Origin of the sequence: Halomonas sp. MCCC 1A13316 (genome assembly GCF_014931605.1) — a bacterium.
Classification (GTDB): domain Bacteria; phylum Pseudomonadota; class Gammaproteobacteria; order Pseudomonadales; family Halomonadaceae; genus Halomonas.
Genome location: NZ_CP053382.1, coordinates 2066071 through 2082455, shown reverse-complemented (window position 1 = coordinate 2082455; position 16385 = coordinate 2066071). Strand labels below are relative to the sequence as shown.

The following is a 16385-nucleotide window of genomic DNA, read 5'->3' as shown; positions in this document are numbered from 1 at the left end:
CTTGTTGCCGGCATGGCTCATCGCTTCCGCTGCCAATGCCATTTTCAGGGAAGCCATTCCATGCCCAATCTTGAGATCCAACCCGGCAAGATGACCCTGGCCCAGGCGCGCCATGTCTTCGAGGCACCACTACGCGTGACGCTGCCGCAAAGTGCCGACGCTGCCATCCAACGTGCAGTGGATTGCGTCAACCGCGTGGTGGTAGAGGACCGCACGGTCTACGGCATCAATACCGGCTTCGGCTTGCTGGCCCAGACCCGCATCGACCACGACCACCTGGAAGACCTGCAGCGTTCGCTGGTGCTGTCTCACGCCACCGGCGTCGGCCAGCCCATGGAAGACGCCCTGGTGCGCCTGGTCATGGTGCTCAAGGTGAACAGTCTGGCGCGCGGTTTCTCCGGCATTCGCCGCGAGGTGCTGGACGCCCTGCTCGCCCTGGTCAACGCCGAGGTCTATCCGCATATCCCGCTCAAGGGTTCGGTAGGCGCCTCCGGCGACCTGGCGCCGCTGGCCCAGATGAGCGCGGTGTTGCTCGGCGAGGGCAAGGCGCGCCATCGCGGTGAATGGATCGATGCCCGCGAGGCGCTGGCCATCGCCGGGCTGGAACCGCTCATGCTCGCGCCCAAGGAGGGCCTGGCGCTGCTCAACGGCACCCAGGTCTCCACCGCCTACGCCCTCAAGGGGCTGTTCGAGGCCGAGGATCTTTATGCCGCCGCCACGGTGTGCGGTGCACTGACGGTGGAGGCCACGCTGAGCTCGCGCTCCCCCTTCGATGCTCGCATTCATGCGGCCCGCGGCCAGCGCGGCCAGATCGACGCCGCGGCGGCCTATCGTCATCTGCTCGACGAACGCAGCGAGATCAGCGACTCCCACGCCGATTGCGACAAGGTGCAGGATCCCTACTCGCTGCGCTGCCAGCCCCAGGTAATGGGCGCCGTGCTGACCCAGATTCGCCAGGCCGCCGAAGTGCTGGCCGTGGAGGTCAATGCGGTATCGGACAACCCGCTGGTTTTCAGCGACGAGGGCGACATCCTTTCGGGCGGCAACTTCCACGCCGAGCCTGTGGCCATGGCCGCCGACAACCTGGCCCTGGCGCTGGCCGAGATCGGCTCGCTCACCGAACGCCGGGTCTCATTGATGATGGACACTCATATGTCGCAGTTGCCGCCCTTCCTGGTGGAGAACGGCGGCGTCAACTCCGGCTTCATGATCGCCCAGGTCACCGCCGCGGCGCTTGCCAGCGAGAACAAGGCCCTGGCCCACCCCCACAGCGTCGACAGCCTGCCCACCTCGGCCAACCAGGAGGATCACGTTTCCATGGCACCGGCCGCCGGCAAGCGGCTATGGGAAATGGCCGACAACGTGCGTGGCATCGTTGCCATCGAGTGGCTGGCGGCCTGCCAGGGGCTCGACTTCCGTCTCGACGCGCAACAGCGCCGCCTGACGAGCACGCCGCGCTTGGAGCAGGCACGCCAGGCCCTGCGCGGCAGGGTCGCCTACTATGATCGCGACCGTTTTTTCGGCCCCGACATCGAGAGCGCTACCCAACTGCTCGCCTCACGGGCACTCAATGGCCTGATGCCGTTGGAGATGTTGCCGAGCCACTGACCCGCCCCCTCGCTTGAGGTAAGATATGCTGCCCCGACGCTCCGGCTCGGGGCTTTATTCTGTCCGAAACGCTACTGACTACCTTTCCTGCCTTCTGTGAGCCAACATGAATGCCATCGTTCTGGCCATCCTGGTCATGGTCTCTCTCAGCCTTGCCCGCGTCTCCGTCGTCTTCGCCCTGATCGCCGCCAGCCTGATCGGAGGCCTCGTCGCCGGGCTGCCGCTGGCCGAGATTCTCGAAGCCTTCAACGAAGGCCTGGGTGGCGGTGCCACCATTGCCCTCTCTTATGCCGTGCTGGGCGCCTTTGCCGTGGCCCTGTCGCGCTCCGGCATCACCGAGCTGCTGGCCGAGCGTGCCATTCGCGGCATGCATATCGATGATCAGCCGTCGAGCCGGCGCTGGGTCGCCTTCACCCTGCTCGGTGCCCTGCTCGCCGCCGCGGTCAGCTCGCAGAACCTGATCCCGGTACACATCGCCTTCATCCCGGTGCTGGTACCGCCGCTGCTCAAGCTGATGAATCACCTGCGCCTGGACCGTCGGGTCGCCGCCTGTGTGATCACCTTCGGCATCACTGCGCCCTACATGCTGCTGCCGGTGGGATTCGGTTCGATCTTCCTCAACGACATTCTGCTCGCCAATCTCAATGAAAGCGGCGCGGAACTCGGCCTTGAGGTCACTCGGGGCATGGTGCCCATGGCCATGCTCATCCCCATCGGCGGCATGGCGCTGGGGCTCGCCGTGGCGTGGCTGTGGAGCTATCGTCGCCCGCGTCAATATGAGGACCGGGACCTGGCCCATGGCGACGAGACCCCGGCCCAGGCCGCCCGGCACCTGGCGCCCTGGCAGATGGCGGTGCTTGCCGCAGCCCTGCTGGGCACGGTAGCGACCCAATTGATCTCGGGTTCCATGGTGCTCGGCGGATTGTTCGGCTTCGCCCTGCTCTCGGTCAGCGGCGTGTTCCGCTGGCACGAGCAGGACGGCATCTTTACCGAAGGCATGCGCATGATGGCGCAGGTGGGCTTCATCATGATCAGCGCCGCCGGCTTCGCCGGGGTGATGCAGGCGACCGGCGAAGTTTCGGCGCTGGTGGAAGGCTCGGCCGAGCTGATCGGTGACAACAAGGGGCTGGCGGCCCTGGTCATGCTGCTGGTGGGGTTGTTCATCACCATGGGCATCGGCTCGTCATTCTCCACGGTGCCGATCATCGCCTCGCTCTACGTGCCGTTGGCGTTGAGCTTCGGCTTCTCGCCCATGGCCACCATCGCCCTGGTAGGTACCGCCGCGGCACTCGGCGATGCCGGCTCGCCGGCCTCCGATTCGACCCTCGGCCCCACCGCCGGGCTCAATGCCGACGGCCAGCACGACCATATCTGGGACACCGTGGTGCCCACCTTCCTGCACTACAACGTGCCGCTGATCGGTTTCGGCTGGCTGGCCGCGATGATGCTCTGACAGGGTCCATTTGACTGGGATCATCCTAGGCCGCAGCAACTCTTGAACTTGCGCCCGCTGCCGCAGGGACAAACGTCGTTGCGCCCAGGCTTGAGGCGGGTAACGCTGGGCGTACCGTCCAGATAGAGCCAGCCTCCCGCCTCCTGCACGAAGCGGGAGTTCTCTTCCAGTACCGCCCAGCGACGTTCTGCACGGAAGGTGGCGCGAAAGTGCACGCGGCCCTTGTCGCCGTCCTGGATCTGGTCAAGCACCTCCAGTCGCACCCAGCGAGTCGATTCGTCCAGGTCCAGCACCCTCGGGCGGGTACTGGCGTGCCAGGTCGACAGCAAGTAGTCGTGCAGGCCCAGGGCAAAAGCGCTGTAGCGGGAGCGCATCAGTGCTTCTGGGGTGGGTGCCGGCACACCGCCATGGTAGCGGCCGCAGCACGCCGCATAACGCTGGCCACTGCCGCATGGGCAACGGTTCCCGGCGCATGATAAGGAAGCATCGGCGGATGGCATGAAAATCTCCCGGACAGTCGTTGTGCCGGCAGCATACCCGGCTCGCCAACGCCGAGCATCCCTCAATTCCCTCGTCATATCAGCTTGCGGCTCGATCCTTGTCCTGCATCACTGCACCGCAGCACTAGCCATGCTACAAAAAGAATTATCGCTTTGCGGAGACATGGACATGCCTGGTCGTCCCCTTCCCCCACATCCCCCTTGGCACGCCGTTTCTGCCGACGAGACGCTGAAGACACTCAACAGCCGTCCCGCAGGTCTCGACACCAAGACTGCGGCCGCACGCCTTTCCGAGCATGGCCCCAATCAGCTGCTAGAACAGGCTGCACGCCCCTGGTGGAAGCGTCTGCTTGAGCAGTTCAACAACCTGCTCATGATGATCCTGATCGTAGCCGCGATCGCCAGCCTGGCGCTGGGGCACCGCCTCGATGCCCTGGCCATCGTGGGCGTGGTGACGATCATCGCGCTGATCGGCTTCGTTCAGGAGGGCAAGGCCGAGCATGCCCTGGAGAGCATTCGCGGCATGCTCTCGCCTCAGGCCAAGGTATTGCGCGATGGACGACGCCGGACCATTCCTGCCGAGGAACTCGTGCCCGGCGACATCGTGCTGCTCGAGAGCGGTGACCGGGTGCCCGCCGACCTGCGCCTGCTCCAGGCCAACCGGCTGCGCACAGAGGAAGCCGCCTTGACGGGCGAGTCGATCGCCGTCGAAAAGCACACTGCGCCGGTCGCCGAGGCGACCGACCTGGCCGAACGCAGCAGCATGGCCTACGCCAGCACCATCGTTGCCCAGGGCACCGCCCAAGGCATCGTCGTGGCAACCGGCATCGAGACCGAGATCGGGCGCATCTCGGAGATGCTGCGCGGCGTGGAGAAGCTCAAGACGCCGCTGCTGCGTCAGCTCGACCGCGCCGGGCGCGTGTTGGCCATCTTCATTCTCGGCGCCGCCGTTATCACCGCGGCAATCGGCGCGCTCGTTCACGGCCAGCCCGCCAGCGAGATGTTCATGGCAGCCGTAGGGCTCGCCGTGGCGGCCATTCCCGAAGGTATGCCGGCCATCGTCACCATCGGCCTGGCCCTGGGTGTTCAGGCCATGGCCCGGCGCAACGCCATCATCCGCCGCTTGCCCGCCGTCGAGACGCTGGGCTCCATTTCCACCATTTTCACCGACAAGACCGGTACCCTGACGCGCAACGAGATGACCGCCCAGGCCATCTGGCTGCCGGAGGGGGAGATTGCCGTGACCGGCGTCGGCTTCGCTCCCAACGGGAATTTCCTTCGTATCATCGACGATGCTCCCGTTTCCGAGCCAATTGACCTGGACGAAAATCATGCCCTGCGCCACTTTCTCAAGGTGGGGGCGCTATGCAACGACGCCGAACTGGCCAAGGACGAGGCGGGAGTCTGGCGTATCCACGGCGACCCCACGGAAGGTGCCCTGGTCGTGGCTGCGGCCAAGGCGGGGCTGGATGCCGGCACCTTGCGAGGTCGCCACGACCGGCACGATGCCATCCCCTTCGAGTCCGAGCGCAAGTACATGGCCACCCTGCACGAGATCGATGGCCAGCCGACCCTGATGGTCAAGGGAGCCCCGGACCGGCTGCTCGAGATGTGCCACCGGGTGCGCACCGATGCTGGCGACACCGTACTCGAGCCGGGAGAGTGGGAGCAGAGAATCCATGCCCTCTCCGCCCGCGGCCTACGCGTGCTGGCTCTGGCGGAAAAGCCCATCCATGCCGTCTCGGAGCTTGACGAGGCACACGCCGAGGAAGGCCTGGTGCTGCTGGGGCTGGTCGGCCTGCTCGACCCGCCCCGGGAAGAGGTGATCCGGGCAGTCGAACGCTGCCTCTCGGCTGGCATTCGTCCGATAATGGTCACCGGGGACCACGCCGTCACGGCACTGGCCATCGCCCGGCAGCTCGGCTTCGCCAATACCGAGCGAGCCCTGACCGGCCGCGAGGTGGAGGCCATGAACGACACCGAGCTGGAGATCTGCATCGCCGAGGTGGACGTGTTCGCCCGCGCCGCCCCTGAGCACAAGCTGCGCCTGGTCAAGGCGATGCAGGCACGCGGCGGCATCTGCGCGATGACCGGCGACGGCGTCAACGACGGCCCGGCACTCAAGCGCGCCGATGTCGGCGTGGCAATGGGCATTCAGGGCACCGAGGCGGCCAAGGAAGCCGCCGAGATGGTATTGGCCGACGACAATTTCGCCACCATCGTCGGCGCCATCGAGGAGGGACGCAAGGTCTACGACAACATCCGCAAGACGGTCACCTTCCTGCTGCCCACTAATGGCGCCCAAGGCCTGGCGATCATGCTCGCCGTGCTGGCCGGGACTCAACTGCCCATCACTCCGCTGCAAGCTCTATGGGTCAACATGGTGGTCGCCGTGACCCTAGGCCTGGCACTGGCCTTCGAGGAGGGAGAGGAAAACCTGATGCGACGGCGACCGCGCGATCCTGCCGCGGCCCTGCTCGACCTGTTCCTGCTGTGGCGAGTAACCTTCGTCTCCCTGCTGCTTCTCGCCGGCGTGTTCGGCATGTTCAGCTGGCTGCTCCACGTCGAAGGCGACGAGGCCGTCGCGCGTACCGGTGCCGTCAATACGCTGGTCATGGGCAGTGCAGCCTACCTGATCAACAGCCGATATCTGCTGCGCAGCAATCTCTCCCTTCAGGGTCTGTTCGGCAGTCGTCCGGTGTGGATCGCCATCGGGCTCGTTCTGGTATTGCAGCTCGCCTGGACCTACCTGCCCTTCATGCAAGCGGTGTTCGATAGTGCTGCTCTCGATCTGCACCACTGGCTGCTGGTGAGCGGGTGCGGCGTCGCCCTGTTTCTCGTCGTCGAGCTTGAAAAGCGCCTGTTGCGCAGGAAAACGAAATCCGGGCCGAAGGGCCGCGACCACGACAGCCCCCGGCCGCGAGATACCACGCCCAGAACACAGTGAAATTACGCTACCATCACGAGCGGCGCTTGGTCCGTGCCGTGGCCTCGGCGGCCAAGGGATCTTCCGGCCAGGGATGCTTGGGATAACGGCCGCGAATTTCGCGGCGTACCTCGGGGTAGCCGTTGGCCCAGAAGCTCGCCAGGTCCCCGGTGACCTGCAACGGTCGCCGGGCCGGCGACAGCAGATGCAGCAGTATCCCGACCCGGCCGTCGGCGATGCGGGGCGAGGATTGCCAGCCGAATACCTCCTGCAGCTTCACCGCCAGAACTGGCGGCCTGCCTTCGAGACACGGCGCATAGTCGACGCGCAACCGCGAACCGCTGGGCACCTCGAGACGCTCCGGGGCAAGATCCTCGAGCCGGGTGCGCAGCGGCCACTCGAGGCAGTCGAGCAGCAGGCGGCCCAGCGGCAGCCGTGCCACCGCGTCGAGGCCTCTTATACCGTCGAGATGCGGCCCCAGCCATGTCTCGAGCGTATCCAGCAGCGCCGGCATCGACCAGTCGGGCCAGGCGTCGCCGAACGTTTGACTCAGCAGCTCGACCCTACCGCGCAACTGCACGGCATTCTCGTCGAAGGGCAACTCTCCACGGCGGCGCAGGGCCTCGAGCAGTGCCTCGCGCACCGCCTCCGGCGGCAGTGACTGCATCACCTTGCGTTCGAGCACTACCGCGCCCACGCCGCGCACCTGATCCCCCACCAGGCGGCCCTGCTCTTCCGACCACTCGAGGCTCGCCCGCCACTCTCTCGCCTCGGCAAACAGCGCCTCGAGGCGCTCGCGAGAAATCGCCGCACCGCGGTATATCTTTGCGCCGCGGGCCTGCCCATCGAGCTCGGCAGCCACCAGCAATTCGGCGTGGGCCAGCGGATGCGTTTCGGGCAGCGTGGCCAAGCCGCCGGAAGCCAGGCGGAAACGCCCCGGTTCGAGGCGCTGCGCAATTCGCTCGGGATAGGCCAATGCCAACAATTCGCCTAGCGGGGCCAGGCTGCCCACGTCCAAGCGCACGCCGGCAAGGCGGGCCAGCCGCTGGGCCTCGCGCTGCCACTGGCGATGGCTGGCGGGATCCGCCAAGCAGACACGAAGCACGCGCTCCAGGTCCTGCTCGGCATCGAGTTCGCGACCTTCCAGCAGTGCTACCAAGGTACAGGCCAGCGGCCGAGCAGCGAGCTCGCCGGCCCGCTCCAACATCACCGCCAGCCGTGGGTGGGTGGGCCAACGGACGCAAGCACGCCCCATCTCGGTGAGCAGATAGACTTCATCCAGCACGCCGAGCCGCTGAAGCAATCCACGCCCCGCTGCCAGGGCGCCGGCAGGCGGCGGCGTTACCCAGGCCAGCGCGTCTGGCTCGACGATGCCCCAGCGGGCCAGTTCGAAGGCCAGCGGAGCGAGGTCGGCTTGTAGTATTTCGGGCTCGCCGTGAGGCACGAGCGGCTGCTCCTCGGCCCATAGACGCAGGCACAGCCCCGGCCCCTGACGACCGGCACGCCCCCGGCGCTGGTCGGCGCTGGCACGGTTGACACGACGGGTTTCAAGACGAGTGAGGCCGCTGCGAGGTTGAAACACCGGCACCCGCTCCTGGCCGGCATCGACGACGATACGCACGCCATCGACGGTGACGCTCGATTCGGCAATGGCGGTGGCCAGCACCACGCGCCGGCTTCCATCGGCTTCGGGTCGCAGCGCATTTCGCTGCACTTCCAGCGGCAGCCGGCCATGCAGCTCGCGCACCGCAAGCGCGGGCTGACGGTTCGTCAGCTCGCGCGCCAGGCGAAGAATTTCCGCAACACCGGGCAGGAACACCAGCGCATCGCCGTCGGCCTGGCCAAGCGCATCCAGCACCGCCGTGGCCTGCTGCCGCGCCGTTTCATCGCGTGAAGAGTGAGAGGAACTGAGCGCACGATAGCGGGTGGCCGCGGGGAAGCTGCGCCCATGGCTTTCGATCAGCGGCGTGCCGCTGCCCAGCACACCAAGCAGCGCCTCGACGTCGAGAGTCGCCGACATCACCAGCAGGCGCAGGTCATCGCGTACCGACTGGACATCCAGCGTCAGCGCCAGGCCCAGGTCGGCCTCCAGGCTGCGCTCGTGGAATTCGTCGAAGACGATGCCGGCCACGCCGTCGAGCAACGGGTCCTCCTGCAGCATCCGCGTGAGCACGCCCTGGGTCACCACCTCGAGCCGCGTGTCCGGCCCCACCCGGCTCTCGCCGCGCATGCGGTAGCCCACCGTCTGCCCCACTCGCTCGCCCAAGCTCTCCGCCATGTAGCCCGCCGCCAGCCGTGCAGCCACGCGCCGAGGCTCCAGCAGCAGCAGTCGCCCCTCGCGACACCACGCCTCGTCGAGCAACACCAGCGGTACACGCGTGGTCTTGCCCGCCCCCGGCGCGGCCACCAGCAGAGCACGAGTGTGTCGCGACATGGCGCCACGAAGCTCGTCCAGGCGGGATTCGATGGGCAGTGTCGCCATGTTCATGGCAAGGTCATATAGTAACGTAACATGCAGGGCCAAGGAGGCCCTGAAGCCTTCTTGGTGAAAACAGAACGATGGCTAGTTTTTCCGTGATTGCACACCGCATCCCTTGAGAATCACCTGGGTCAGGAATTGGGTGATCCGCTCCACGTCATCGTCCGAAATCTCATCCTTGCCGGTGATGCCCAGCACCTGGGCCTCGAAGTCGGCGTAGTGCTGCGTGGCCGACCAGATCAGGAAAATCAGCCATACCGGGTCGACCGGGTCCATCAAGCCCCGCTCTTCCCACTGTTCGAAGACCCTGGCCCGGGTCTGCACCCATTCGCGCAACTCGCCGCGCAGATACTCCTGCAGGAAGGGAGCGCCACCCAGGATCTCGGCCGCGAACAGCCGTGAGCCCTCGGGGTGGCGACGGGAAAGCTGCATCTTGCTGCGGATGAACGCCTCGAGCACGTCGGCCGGATCGTCCTCCACGCTGATGTCATCGAGCAGGGCGTTCCAGCGCGCCATCATGCGCTCGAGCAGGCGCACGTAGAGGCCACGCTTGTTGCCCATGTAATAGAGCACGTTGGACTTGGGCAGCCCCGCCTGCTCGGCGATGGCCTGAACGCTGGCGCCGCGATAGCCGTACTGGGCGAAGACCCGCTCGGCGGCTTCGAGAATCTCACGCTCGTTGCGCTCGCGAGTGGCGCCATTGCTCTCGCCACTCTGCCGTGCAGGCTGCAAGGTCTCGGTTTCGGTCATGTCGGTCATCGACAGGCCCCTGCCCTGTGAATGATGGTGGAAAGCAAGAAGAGTGCCCCACCGCAGCGGTTCCTGCAAATGAGACCATCGGCGGCGCATCGAGTGGCATGAGGACGACACGGCCACTGCCATGTGCCCTTATCGCCATATGGCGCTTGCAAAGTGCGACATTCTGGCCCATGCTGAGATCATCCTGACCATTTGGTCAACTCGTAGCGATAAGGTCGAGCAGCGACCTCTCGTTGCATGGCGACCGGTCAGCTATCACAACGTCAACAAGAGACAAGGCGATGATCGACTTCATGCTCAACGGGCAACCATGCCGGAGCGAGGCCTCTCCCGAGACCAGCGTGCTCGAGCTGCTGCGCGAAACGCTGGCTGTCACGGGTACCAAGGAGGGCTGCGCCTCGGGTGACTGCGGTGCGTGCACGGTAGCCATTGGCGAGCCCGGTCCCGACGGCGAGCTGCGCTATCACAGCGCCAATGCTTGCATCACACCGGCCCATCAGCTCAATGGTCGCTACCTGGTCACGGTGGATGGCCTGGCACAGGGCGATTCGCTGCACCCGGCCCAGGCGGCCATGGTCGAGAGCCACGGCAGCCAGTGCGGCTTCTGTACGCCGGGCATCGTCATGTCGCTGTTCACTCTGCACGAGCAGCAGCGTCAGGCACCTGCACCGCTGACGCCTCAGCGTCTGGAAGCGGCGTTGGGTGGCAACCTGTGCCGCTGCACCGGCTACCGCCCGATTCGCGACGCCGCCCTGAGCATGGGCACTCATCCCGAGAACCGTCCGCTGTGGCTCGATGCTGCGGCGCCCCGCGGAAACGAGACAGGCACCGATCGCCTCGACCCCGACGCTGCTTTCCTCCAGCCGACCAGCCTTGCTGAGCTACGCGACTGCCTCACGCAGCATCCCCAGGCGCGCCTGGTGGCTGGCGCCACCGACCTGTGGCTCGAAGCCACCCAGCGCCTGGCGCGCTTCGAGCGGGTCATCGATGTGACCCGCGTCGCCGAACTTAATGTCGTCGAGGAAGCCACGCTGGACGACGGTAGCAGCGGCTGGTGGATCGGTGCCGCCGTCAGCTATTCGCGCCTGGAACCGCTGCTCGAGGAGCACTACGACGCCTTCGCCCACCTGCTGCATCGACTGGGCTCCTCCCAGATTCGTAACCGTGGCACCCTCGGTGGCAATGTGGCCAACGCTTCGCCCATCGGCGATACCCCGCCGGTGCTGCTGACGCTGGGTTCACGTCTTCGGCTGATCGGGCCCGAGGGCGAGCGCGAGCTGGCGCTCGACGACTTCTTCCTCGACTACAAGCGCACCGCCCTGCGCGAGGGCGAGGCCATTCGCGCCATCTTCCTGCCCCGCCCCGCCGAGGGGCAAACTCTCAAGGTATGGAAACTGTCGAAACGTCGTGAGGACGACATTTCCGCGGTGCTGGGCGCCTTCGCCTGGCGCTTGGAGAACGGCGTGATGCGCGACGTACGACTCGCCTTCGGCGGCATGGCGGCGATTCCCAAGCGCGCCGCTAATGCCGAGGCGGCGCTGGAGGGCCAGGCCCCCGATGCGGCAGCCTTCCTTGCCGCTCGCGAAGCCTTGGCCGAGGACTTCCAGCCCATGTCCGACGTGCGCGGTAGCGCCGAATATCGCCGGCTCTCCGCCGCCAACCTGCTCGAGCGCCTGCGCCTTGTGATCGCTCAGGCCGAGTCCGACAGCCCCCGGGAGGTGATGCTCCATGCGTACGCTCACTAAGCTTTCACGTTCTAAGGCGCCCGAAGCCGCGCCAGTGAACTCCACTCCCGACGTGAGCGCGGAGTCGGAAACTGCCCGCCACGAGCTCGACGGACGTATCAAGGGCTCGAGCCCCTTGGCGCGGGATACCGTCCAGGCGCCTCCCCATCCGCATGCCCAGGCCCACGAGAGCGCGATCAAGCACGTGACCGGCCGTGCTGCCTACATCGACGACCTCAAGGCGCCAGCCGATACCCTGCACGTGGCGCTGGGCCTCTCGCCCGTTGCCCACGGCCGCCTGACGCGGCTCGACCTGGACAAAGTATGCACGATGCCGGGCGTGGTCGACGTCATCGGCTTCCATGACGTACCGGGCCATACCGACATCGGCCCCGTCTTTCCCGGCGACCCCATCTTCGTCGAGGAGGAGATCAGCTACGTCGGCCAGGTGATATTCGCCGTGGCCGCCGAGAGCCACCGTGCCGCGCGCGAAGCGGTGCAGGCTGCCGTAGTGGAAATCGACGAGCAGACGTCCTGCCTCGACCCGGTCGCCGCCGCCGAGCGCGGCGAGTTCGTGCGCCCCACCCACGTGCAGCAGAGCGGCGATTGGGAGCAGGCGCTGGCCAATGCCCCCCACGTAGTAGAAGCCGAGCAGTTCGTCGGCGGCCAGGAGCACTTTTACCTGGAAGGCCAGGCCTGCCTGGTGCAACCCACCGAGGACGAGGGTGTGATCGTCCACACCTCGAACCAGCACCCCAGCGAGACCCAGAAGCTGGTCGCCGAGGTGCTGGGCATTCCGTTCCATGCCGTGACCGTGGAGGTACGCCGCATGGGCGGCGGCTTCGGCGGCAAGGAGACCCAGGCCTCGCCCTGGGCCTGCATCGCCGCGCTGATCGCACGGCGTACCGGCCGCACCACCCGCGTCCGCCTGCCCCGGGCCGACGACATGCGCGTGACCGGCAAGCGTCACCCATTCCACAACCGCTACCGGCTGGGCGTGGACGACCAGGGCGTGATCCAGGGCGGCGAGATCACCGTGATCGGCGACTGCGGCTACTCACCCGACCTCTCCGACGCCATCGTCGACCGCGCCATGTTCCATAGCGACAACGCCTATTCGCTGGGCGAGGCACGCGTGACGGGCCATCGCGCACGCACCCACACCGCGTCGAATACCGCCTTCCGCGGCTTCGGCGGCCCCCAGGGCATGATGGTGATCGAGGCGGCGATGGACGATATCGCCCGGCGCATCGGCGAGGACCCTCTGACGGTGCGCAAGCGCAACTTCTACCGCCCCGGCCGCCAGATGACCCACTACGGCCAACAGGTGGACCAGATCGCCCTGCTCAAGGAGCTGGTCGAGCAGCTCGAGACCAGCAGCGACTACTGGGAACGGCGCCGCGCCATCACCGAGTTCAACGCCGAGAGCCCGATCGTCAAGCGCGGCCTGGCACTGACGCCGGTGAAGTTCGGCATCTCTTTTACCGCCAAACACCTCAACCAGGCCGGTGCGCTGCTGCACGTCTACACCGACGGCAGCGTAATGATCAACCACGGCGGCACCGAGATGGGCCAGGGCCTGCACACCAAGATCTGCCAGGTGGTGGCCCGCGAGCTGGGGCTCGATACCGACGAGGTGCGCATCACCGCCACGCGTACCGACAAGGTGCCCAACACCTCGCCCACCGCCGCCTCCAGCGGCGCCGACCTCAACGGCCAGGCCGCGCGTGACGCCTGCATGAAGCTCAAGGAGCGCCTGTTCGACTTCGCCCATGAGCATCTCTACCAGGACCAGGGGCTCGACCGCGAGGACATGCGCCTGGAAGCCGGCCATCTCGTCGCCGGTTACGGCGAAAGCGAGCGTCGCATCCCCTGGGGCGAGCTGGTGCAATCCGCTTACCTGAACCGCATCTCGCTCTCCGAGAAGGGCTTCTACGCCACGCCGCTGATTCATTACGACCGCAACGTCGGCCAGGGCCGCCCTTTCTACTACTACGCCTACGGCGCCGCCGTGGCGGAAGTCAGCGTCGATACCCTGACCGGCGAGTACCAGGTCGACCGGGTCGATATCCTGCACGACGTGGGCGACTCGCTGAACCCGGCCATCGACCTCGGTCAGGTGGAAGGCGGCTTCATTCAGGGCATGGGCTGGATGACCAGCGAAGAGCTCAAGTGGAACGATGCCGGCCGCTTGATCTCTGACGGCCCGGCCACCTACAAGATCCCCACCTACGGCGACCTGCCGCCGGTGTTCAATGTCAGGCTGATGGAGGGCCACCCCAACTCCATGGCCAGCATCTACCGCTCCAAGGCCGTGGGCGAGCCGCCCTTCATGCTCGGCATGGCGGTGTGGTCGGCGCTGCGCGACGCCCTGGCGAGCCTGACCGACTACGCCGAAGCGCCGAGGCTCGACACCCCGGCCACGCCGGAACGGGTGCTGATGGCCGCCGAGGCCCTGCGCAGCCGCTATGACACCGCGCAGGGAGCGGTGTGATGAACGCGCCGCGCCCGCAGGCCTGGCACGAGGCGCTGCATCGGCTGCAGAGCGAGGGGCTGCCCCATGCCCTCGCTACCGTGGTAACGAGCGCCGGCTCCACGCCCCGTGAGCCCGGCGCGCGCATGGTGATCACCGAAGATACCGTGTGCGACACCCTCGGCGGCGGCACCTTCGAGTTCCAGGTGATCGATGCGGCGCGGGAAAAGCTGGCCCACGGCGAGAGCGGCATGAGCCTCGAGGCCTTTGCCCTGGGTGGGCGCAGCGGCCAATGCTGCGGCGGCTTCGTCAACGTGCTGCTGGAAATATTCCACGGCAGCGCGGCGACGCTGGCCCTCTTCGGTGCCGGCCATGTCGGCACCGAGCTGGTACGCCTGGCCGCCCCGTTACCCTGGCGGGTGCTGTGGCACGACAGCCGCGAAGGCGCCTTCCCGGCCTGGGCCGCGGATCAGCCACGGCTGGACTGCCGCCACGCCGCCGACCCGCAAGCCGCGGTTGCGGCACTGCCGGCCGGCAGCCATGCGCTGGTGCTGACCCACGACCATGCCGAGGATCGCGTACTCGTCGACGCCCTGCTCCAGCGCGGCGACATGGCCTCCATCGGCCTGATCGGCTCGAAGAGCAAGTGGGCCAGCTTCCGCTCGCGGCTCACCGACGCCGGACACGACGAGGCGGCACTTGCCACGGTGCGCTGCCCCATCGGCACGGCTTGCGGCGGCACCGGCGGCGACAAGACGCCCTATGCCATCGCCATTGCCGCCATGGCCGAGCTGTTGCCGCTGGCGGGCACTGCCGAGCGGCCCGATCAGCGCGGCCTGGAGCCGGCAGAGCTGCGCGCCCTGTTCTAGACCTTCAGCCCCGACAAATAACCTGTACCACGACACTGGCTAGAGCCCCCAACATGACGAACAACGACTCCCGCGTAATACGCGCCGAACTGCTGAGCTTCGATGCCGACCCCGGCGAGGGCGACAAGCCCGCCGAAGGCAGCATGCGTCACTACGCCGACGGCGCGCTGTGGCTGGAGAACGGCCGCATCAAGGCCATCGACGACTACGCGACGATGGCACCGCGACTGCCCGAGGGCATCGAGACGGTGGATCATCGCGGCAAGCTGGTGATGCCCGGCTTCATCGACAGCCACGTGCACTACGTGCAACTGGAGATCATGGCCTCCTACGGGCGTCAGCTGCTCGACTGGCTGAACGAGTACACCTTCCCCGAGGAGTGCAGTTTCGCCCAGCGCGAACGCGCTGATGTCATCTCCAACGCCTTCCTCGACGAGATGCTGCGGGTCGGCACCACCACCGCCCAGGTGTTCTGCTCCAGCCACCCCACCTCGGTGGAAGCGTTCTTTTCGGCCTGCTGCGAGCGCGACTTGCGCATGCTGGCCGGCAAGGTGCTGATGGACCGCAATGCCCCCGAGGCGCTGTGCGACGACACCTACGGCGGTATTCGCGACACCGAACTGCTCATCAGTGATTGGCACGGTACTGCCCGCCTCGGCTACAGCCTGACCCCGCGCTTCGCGCCGACCTCCACCCGCGAGCAGCTCGACGCTACCGGCGGCCTGCTGCGCAACGACGAGAGCCTGTGGCTGCAGACCCACCTTTCCGAGAACCCCGGCGAGCTCGACTGGGTCGCCGAGCTGTTCCCCGAGAGTCGCGACTATCTCGAAGTCTACGAGCAGTCCGGCCTGGTCGGGCCGCGCAGCACCTTTGCCCACGGCATCCACCTCGACCAGGACATGCGCACACGGCTCGCCGATCGCGGCGCCAACCTGGCCTTCTGCCCCAGCTCCAACATGTTCCTCGGCAGCGGCCTGTTCGACCGCCTGGCGGCGCGAGACGTCGGCCTCAACATCACCTACGCCAGCGATGTGGGCGGCGGCACCGACCTCTCCGGCCTCGCCACACTCAAGGCCGCCTATCAGGTGGGCCAGTTGCGCGGCCAGCCGCTGACCGCCTGGCAAGGCCTCTACGGCCTCACCTTGGGCAACGCCAAGGCACTATCGCTGAATGGAAAAATCGGCCGCTTCGCCCCCGGCATGGAGGCAGACTTCGTCGTGATCGATCCCGACGGCTCGCCGCTGCTGGCACGCCGCCATGCCCGTTGCACAACCCTCGGCGAGCGGCTGTTCGCCCTGATGATGCTGGGCGACGACCGCAGCATACTGGAAACCTGGACCAGCGGATGCTGCCAGCACCGGCGCTGACAGCCCGCCCCCGCACCTTTTCGAACCCAAGCCGTCTCGTTTCGAGGCGGCCATGGTGCTTATGCATTGCATCCATGGTGGGACAGGAAGAACTTGGAAGAAAAATTGAACGGCCGGCGTAAGACCTTGGTCGCAACACACCTGTCCAATCGGTCAAATAACGTCTAGGCTGTATCCGAACGCACCTGACCAAACGGTCAGATACGTCATGATTCACCTGCGACGCT

Annotated in this window: 10 protein-coding genes; 7 read left to right on the top strand and 3 right to left on the bottom strand. The window is 66.6% G+C overall.

All coding sequences use genetic code 11. The features are described from left to right. The first annotated feature begins 60 nt into the window (after nt 1–60). Together hutH and HNO52_RS09615 are read left to right on the top strand one after the other, a co-directional pair. A complete protein-coding gene (gene hutH / locus HNO52_RS09620) occupies nt 61–1608 on the top strand; it encodes a histidine ammonia-lyase (RefSeq protein WP_197568907.1) in 1548 nt (515 codons plus the stop codon). 106 nt (nt 1609–1714) lie between these two features. Beyond that, entirely contained in the window at nt 1715–3061 is a 1347-nt protein-coding gene (locus tag HNO52_RS09615; protein WP_197568906.1) for a Na+/H+ antiporter family protein, read from the top strand. Nucleotides 3062–3081: 20 nt separating this feature from the next. Here HNO52_RS09615 and HNO52_RS09610 read toward each other — a convergent pair whose 3' ends face one another. After that, on the bottom strand, nt 3082–3561 hold the full coding sequence (locus HNO52_RS09610; protein WP_197568905.1) for a YchJ family protein: 480 nt from the start codon (nt 3559–3561) through the stop codon (nt 3082–3084). A gap of 169 nt (nt 3562–3730) precedes the next feature. Here HNO52_RS09610 and HNO52_RS09605 point away from each other — a divergent pair, with 169 nt between their 5' ends. Next, nucleotides 3731–6508: a cation-translocating P-type ATPase gene (locus tag HNO52_RS09605; RefSeq protein ID WP_197568904.1), complete on the top strand. Its 2778-nt coding sequence runs from the start codon at nt 3731–3733 to the stop codon at nt 6506–6508. A gap of 13 nt (nt 6509–6521) precedes the next feature. On the opposite strand, the gene hrpB is transcribed toward HNO52_RS09605, so the two are convergent. Further along, nucleotides 6522–8975 (bottom strand): ATP-dependent helicase HrpB, encoded by a 2454-nt coding sequence (hrpB, locus tag HNO52_RS09600; RefSeq protein ID WP_332107668.1) that lies wholly within the window; start codon nt 8973–8975, stop codon nt 6522–6524. 75 nt (nt 8976–9050) lie between these two features. Continuing rightward, nucleotides 9051–9725, bottom strand: coding sequence for a TetR/AcrR family transcriptional regulator (locus tag HNO52_RS09595; RefSeq protein ID WP_197568903.1), 675 nt, complete (start codon nt 9723–9725; stop codon nt 9051–9053). A gap of 281 nt (nt 9726–10006) precedes the next feature. Between HNO52_RS09595 and xdhA the strand changes: the two genes are divergently transcribed. Genes xdhA through guaD form a run of 4 tightly spaced genes read left to right on the top strand, consistent with a single transcriptional unit; the run spans nt 10007 to nt 16158 of the window. Then, a complete protein-coding gene (gene xdhA / locus HNO52_RS09590) occupies nt 10007–11470 on the top strand; it encodes a xanthine dehydrogenase small subunit (RefSeq protein WP_197568902.1) in 1464 nt (487 codons plus the stop codon). Continuing rightward, nucleotides 11454–13943 (top strand): xanthine dehydrogenase molybdopterin binding subunit, encoded by a 2490-nt coding sequence (xdhB, locus tag HNO52_RS09585; RefSeq protein ID WP_232090691.1) that lies wholly within the window; start codon nt 11454–11456, stop codon nt 13941–13943. Before xdhA ends, xdhB begins: the two co-directional genes overlap by 17 nt. After that, a complete protein-coding gene (gene xdhC / locus HNO52_RS09580) occupies nt 13943–14791 on the top strand; it encodes a xanthine dehydrogenase accessory protein XdhC (RefSeq protein WP_197568901.1) in 849 nt (282 codons plus the stop codon). Before xdhB ends, xdhC begins: the two co-directional genes overlap by 1 nt. Before the next feature lie 53 nt (nt 14792–14844). Continuing rightward, the gene (guaD, locus tag HNO52_RS09575) at nt 14845–16158 is read left to right on the top strand and encodes a guanine deaminase (RefSeq protein ID WP_197568900.1); all 1314 of its coding nucleotides are present in this window, start codon (nt 14845–14847) and stop codon (nt 16156–16158) included. Nucleotides 16159–16385 lie beyond the last annotated feature (227 nt).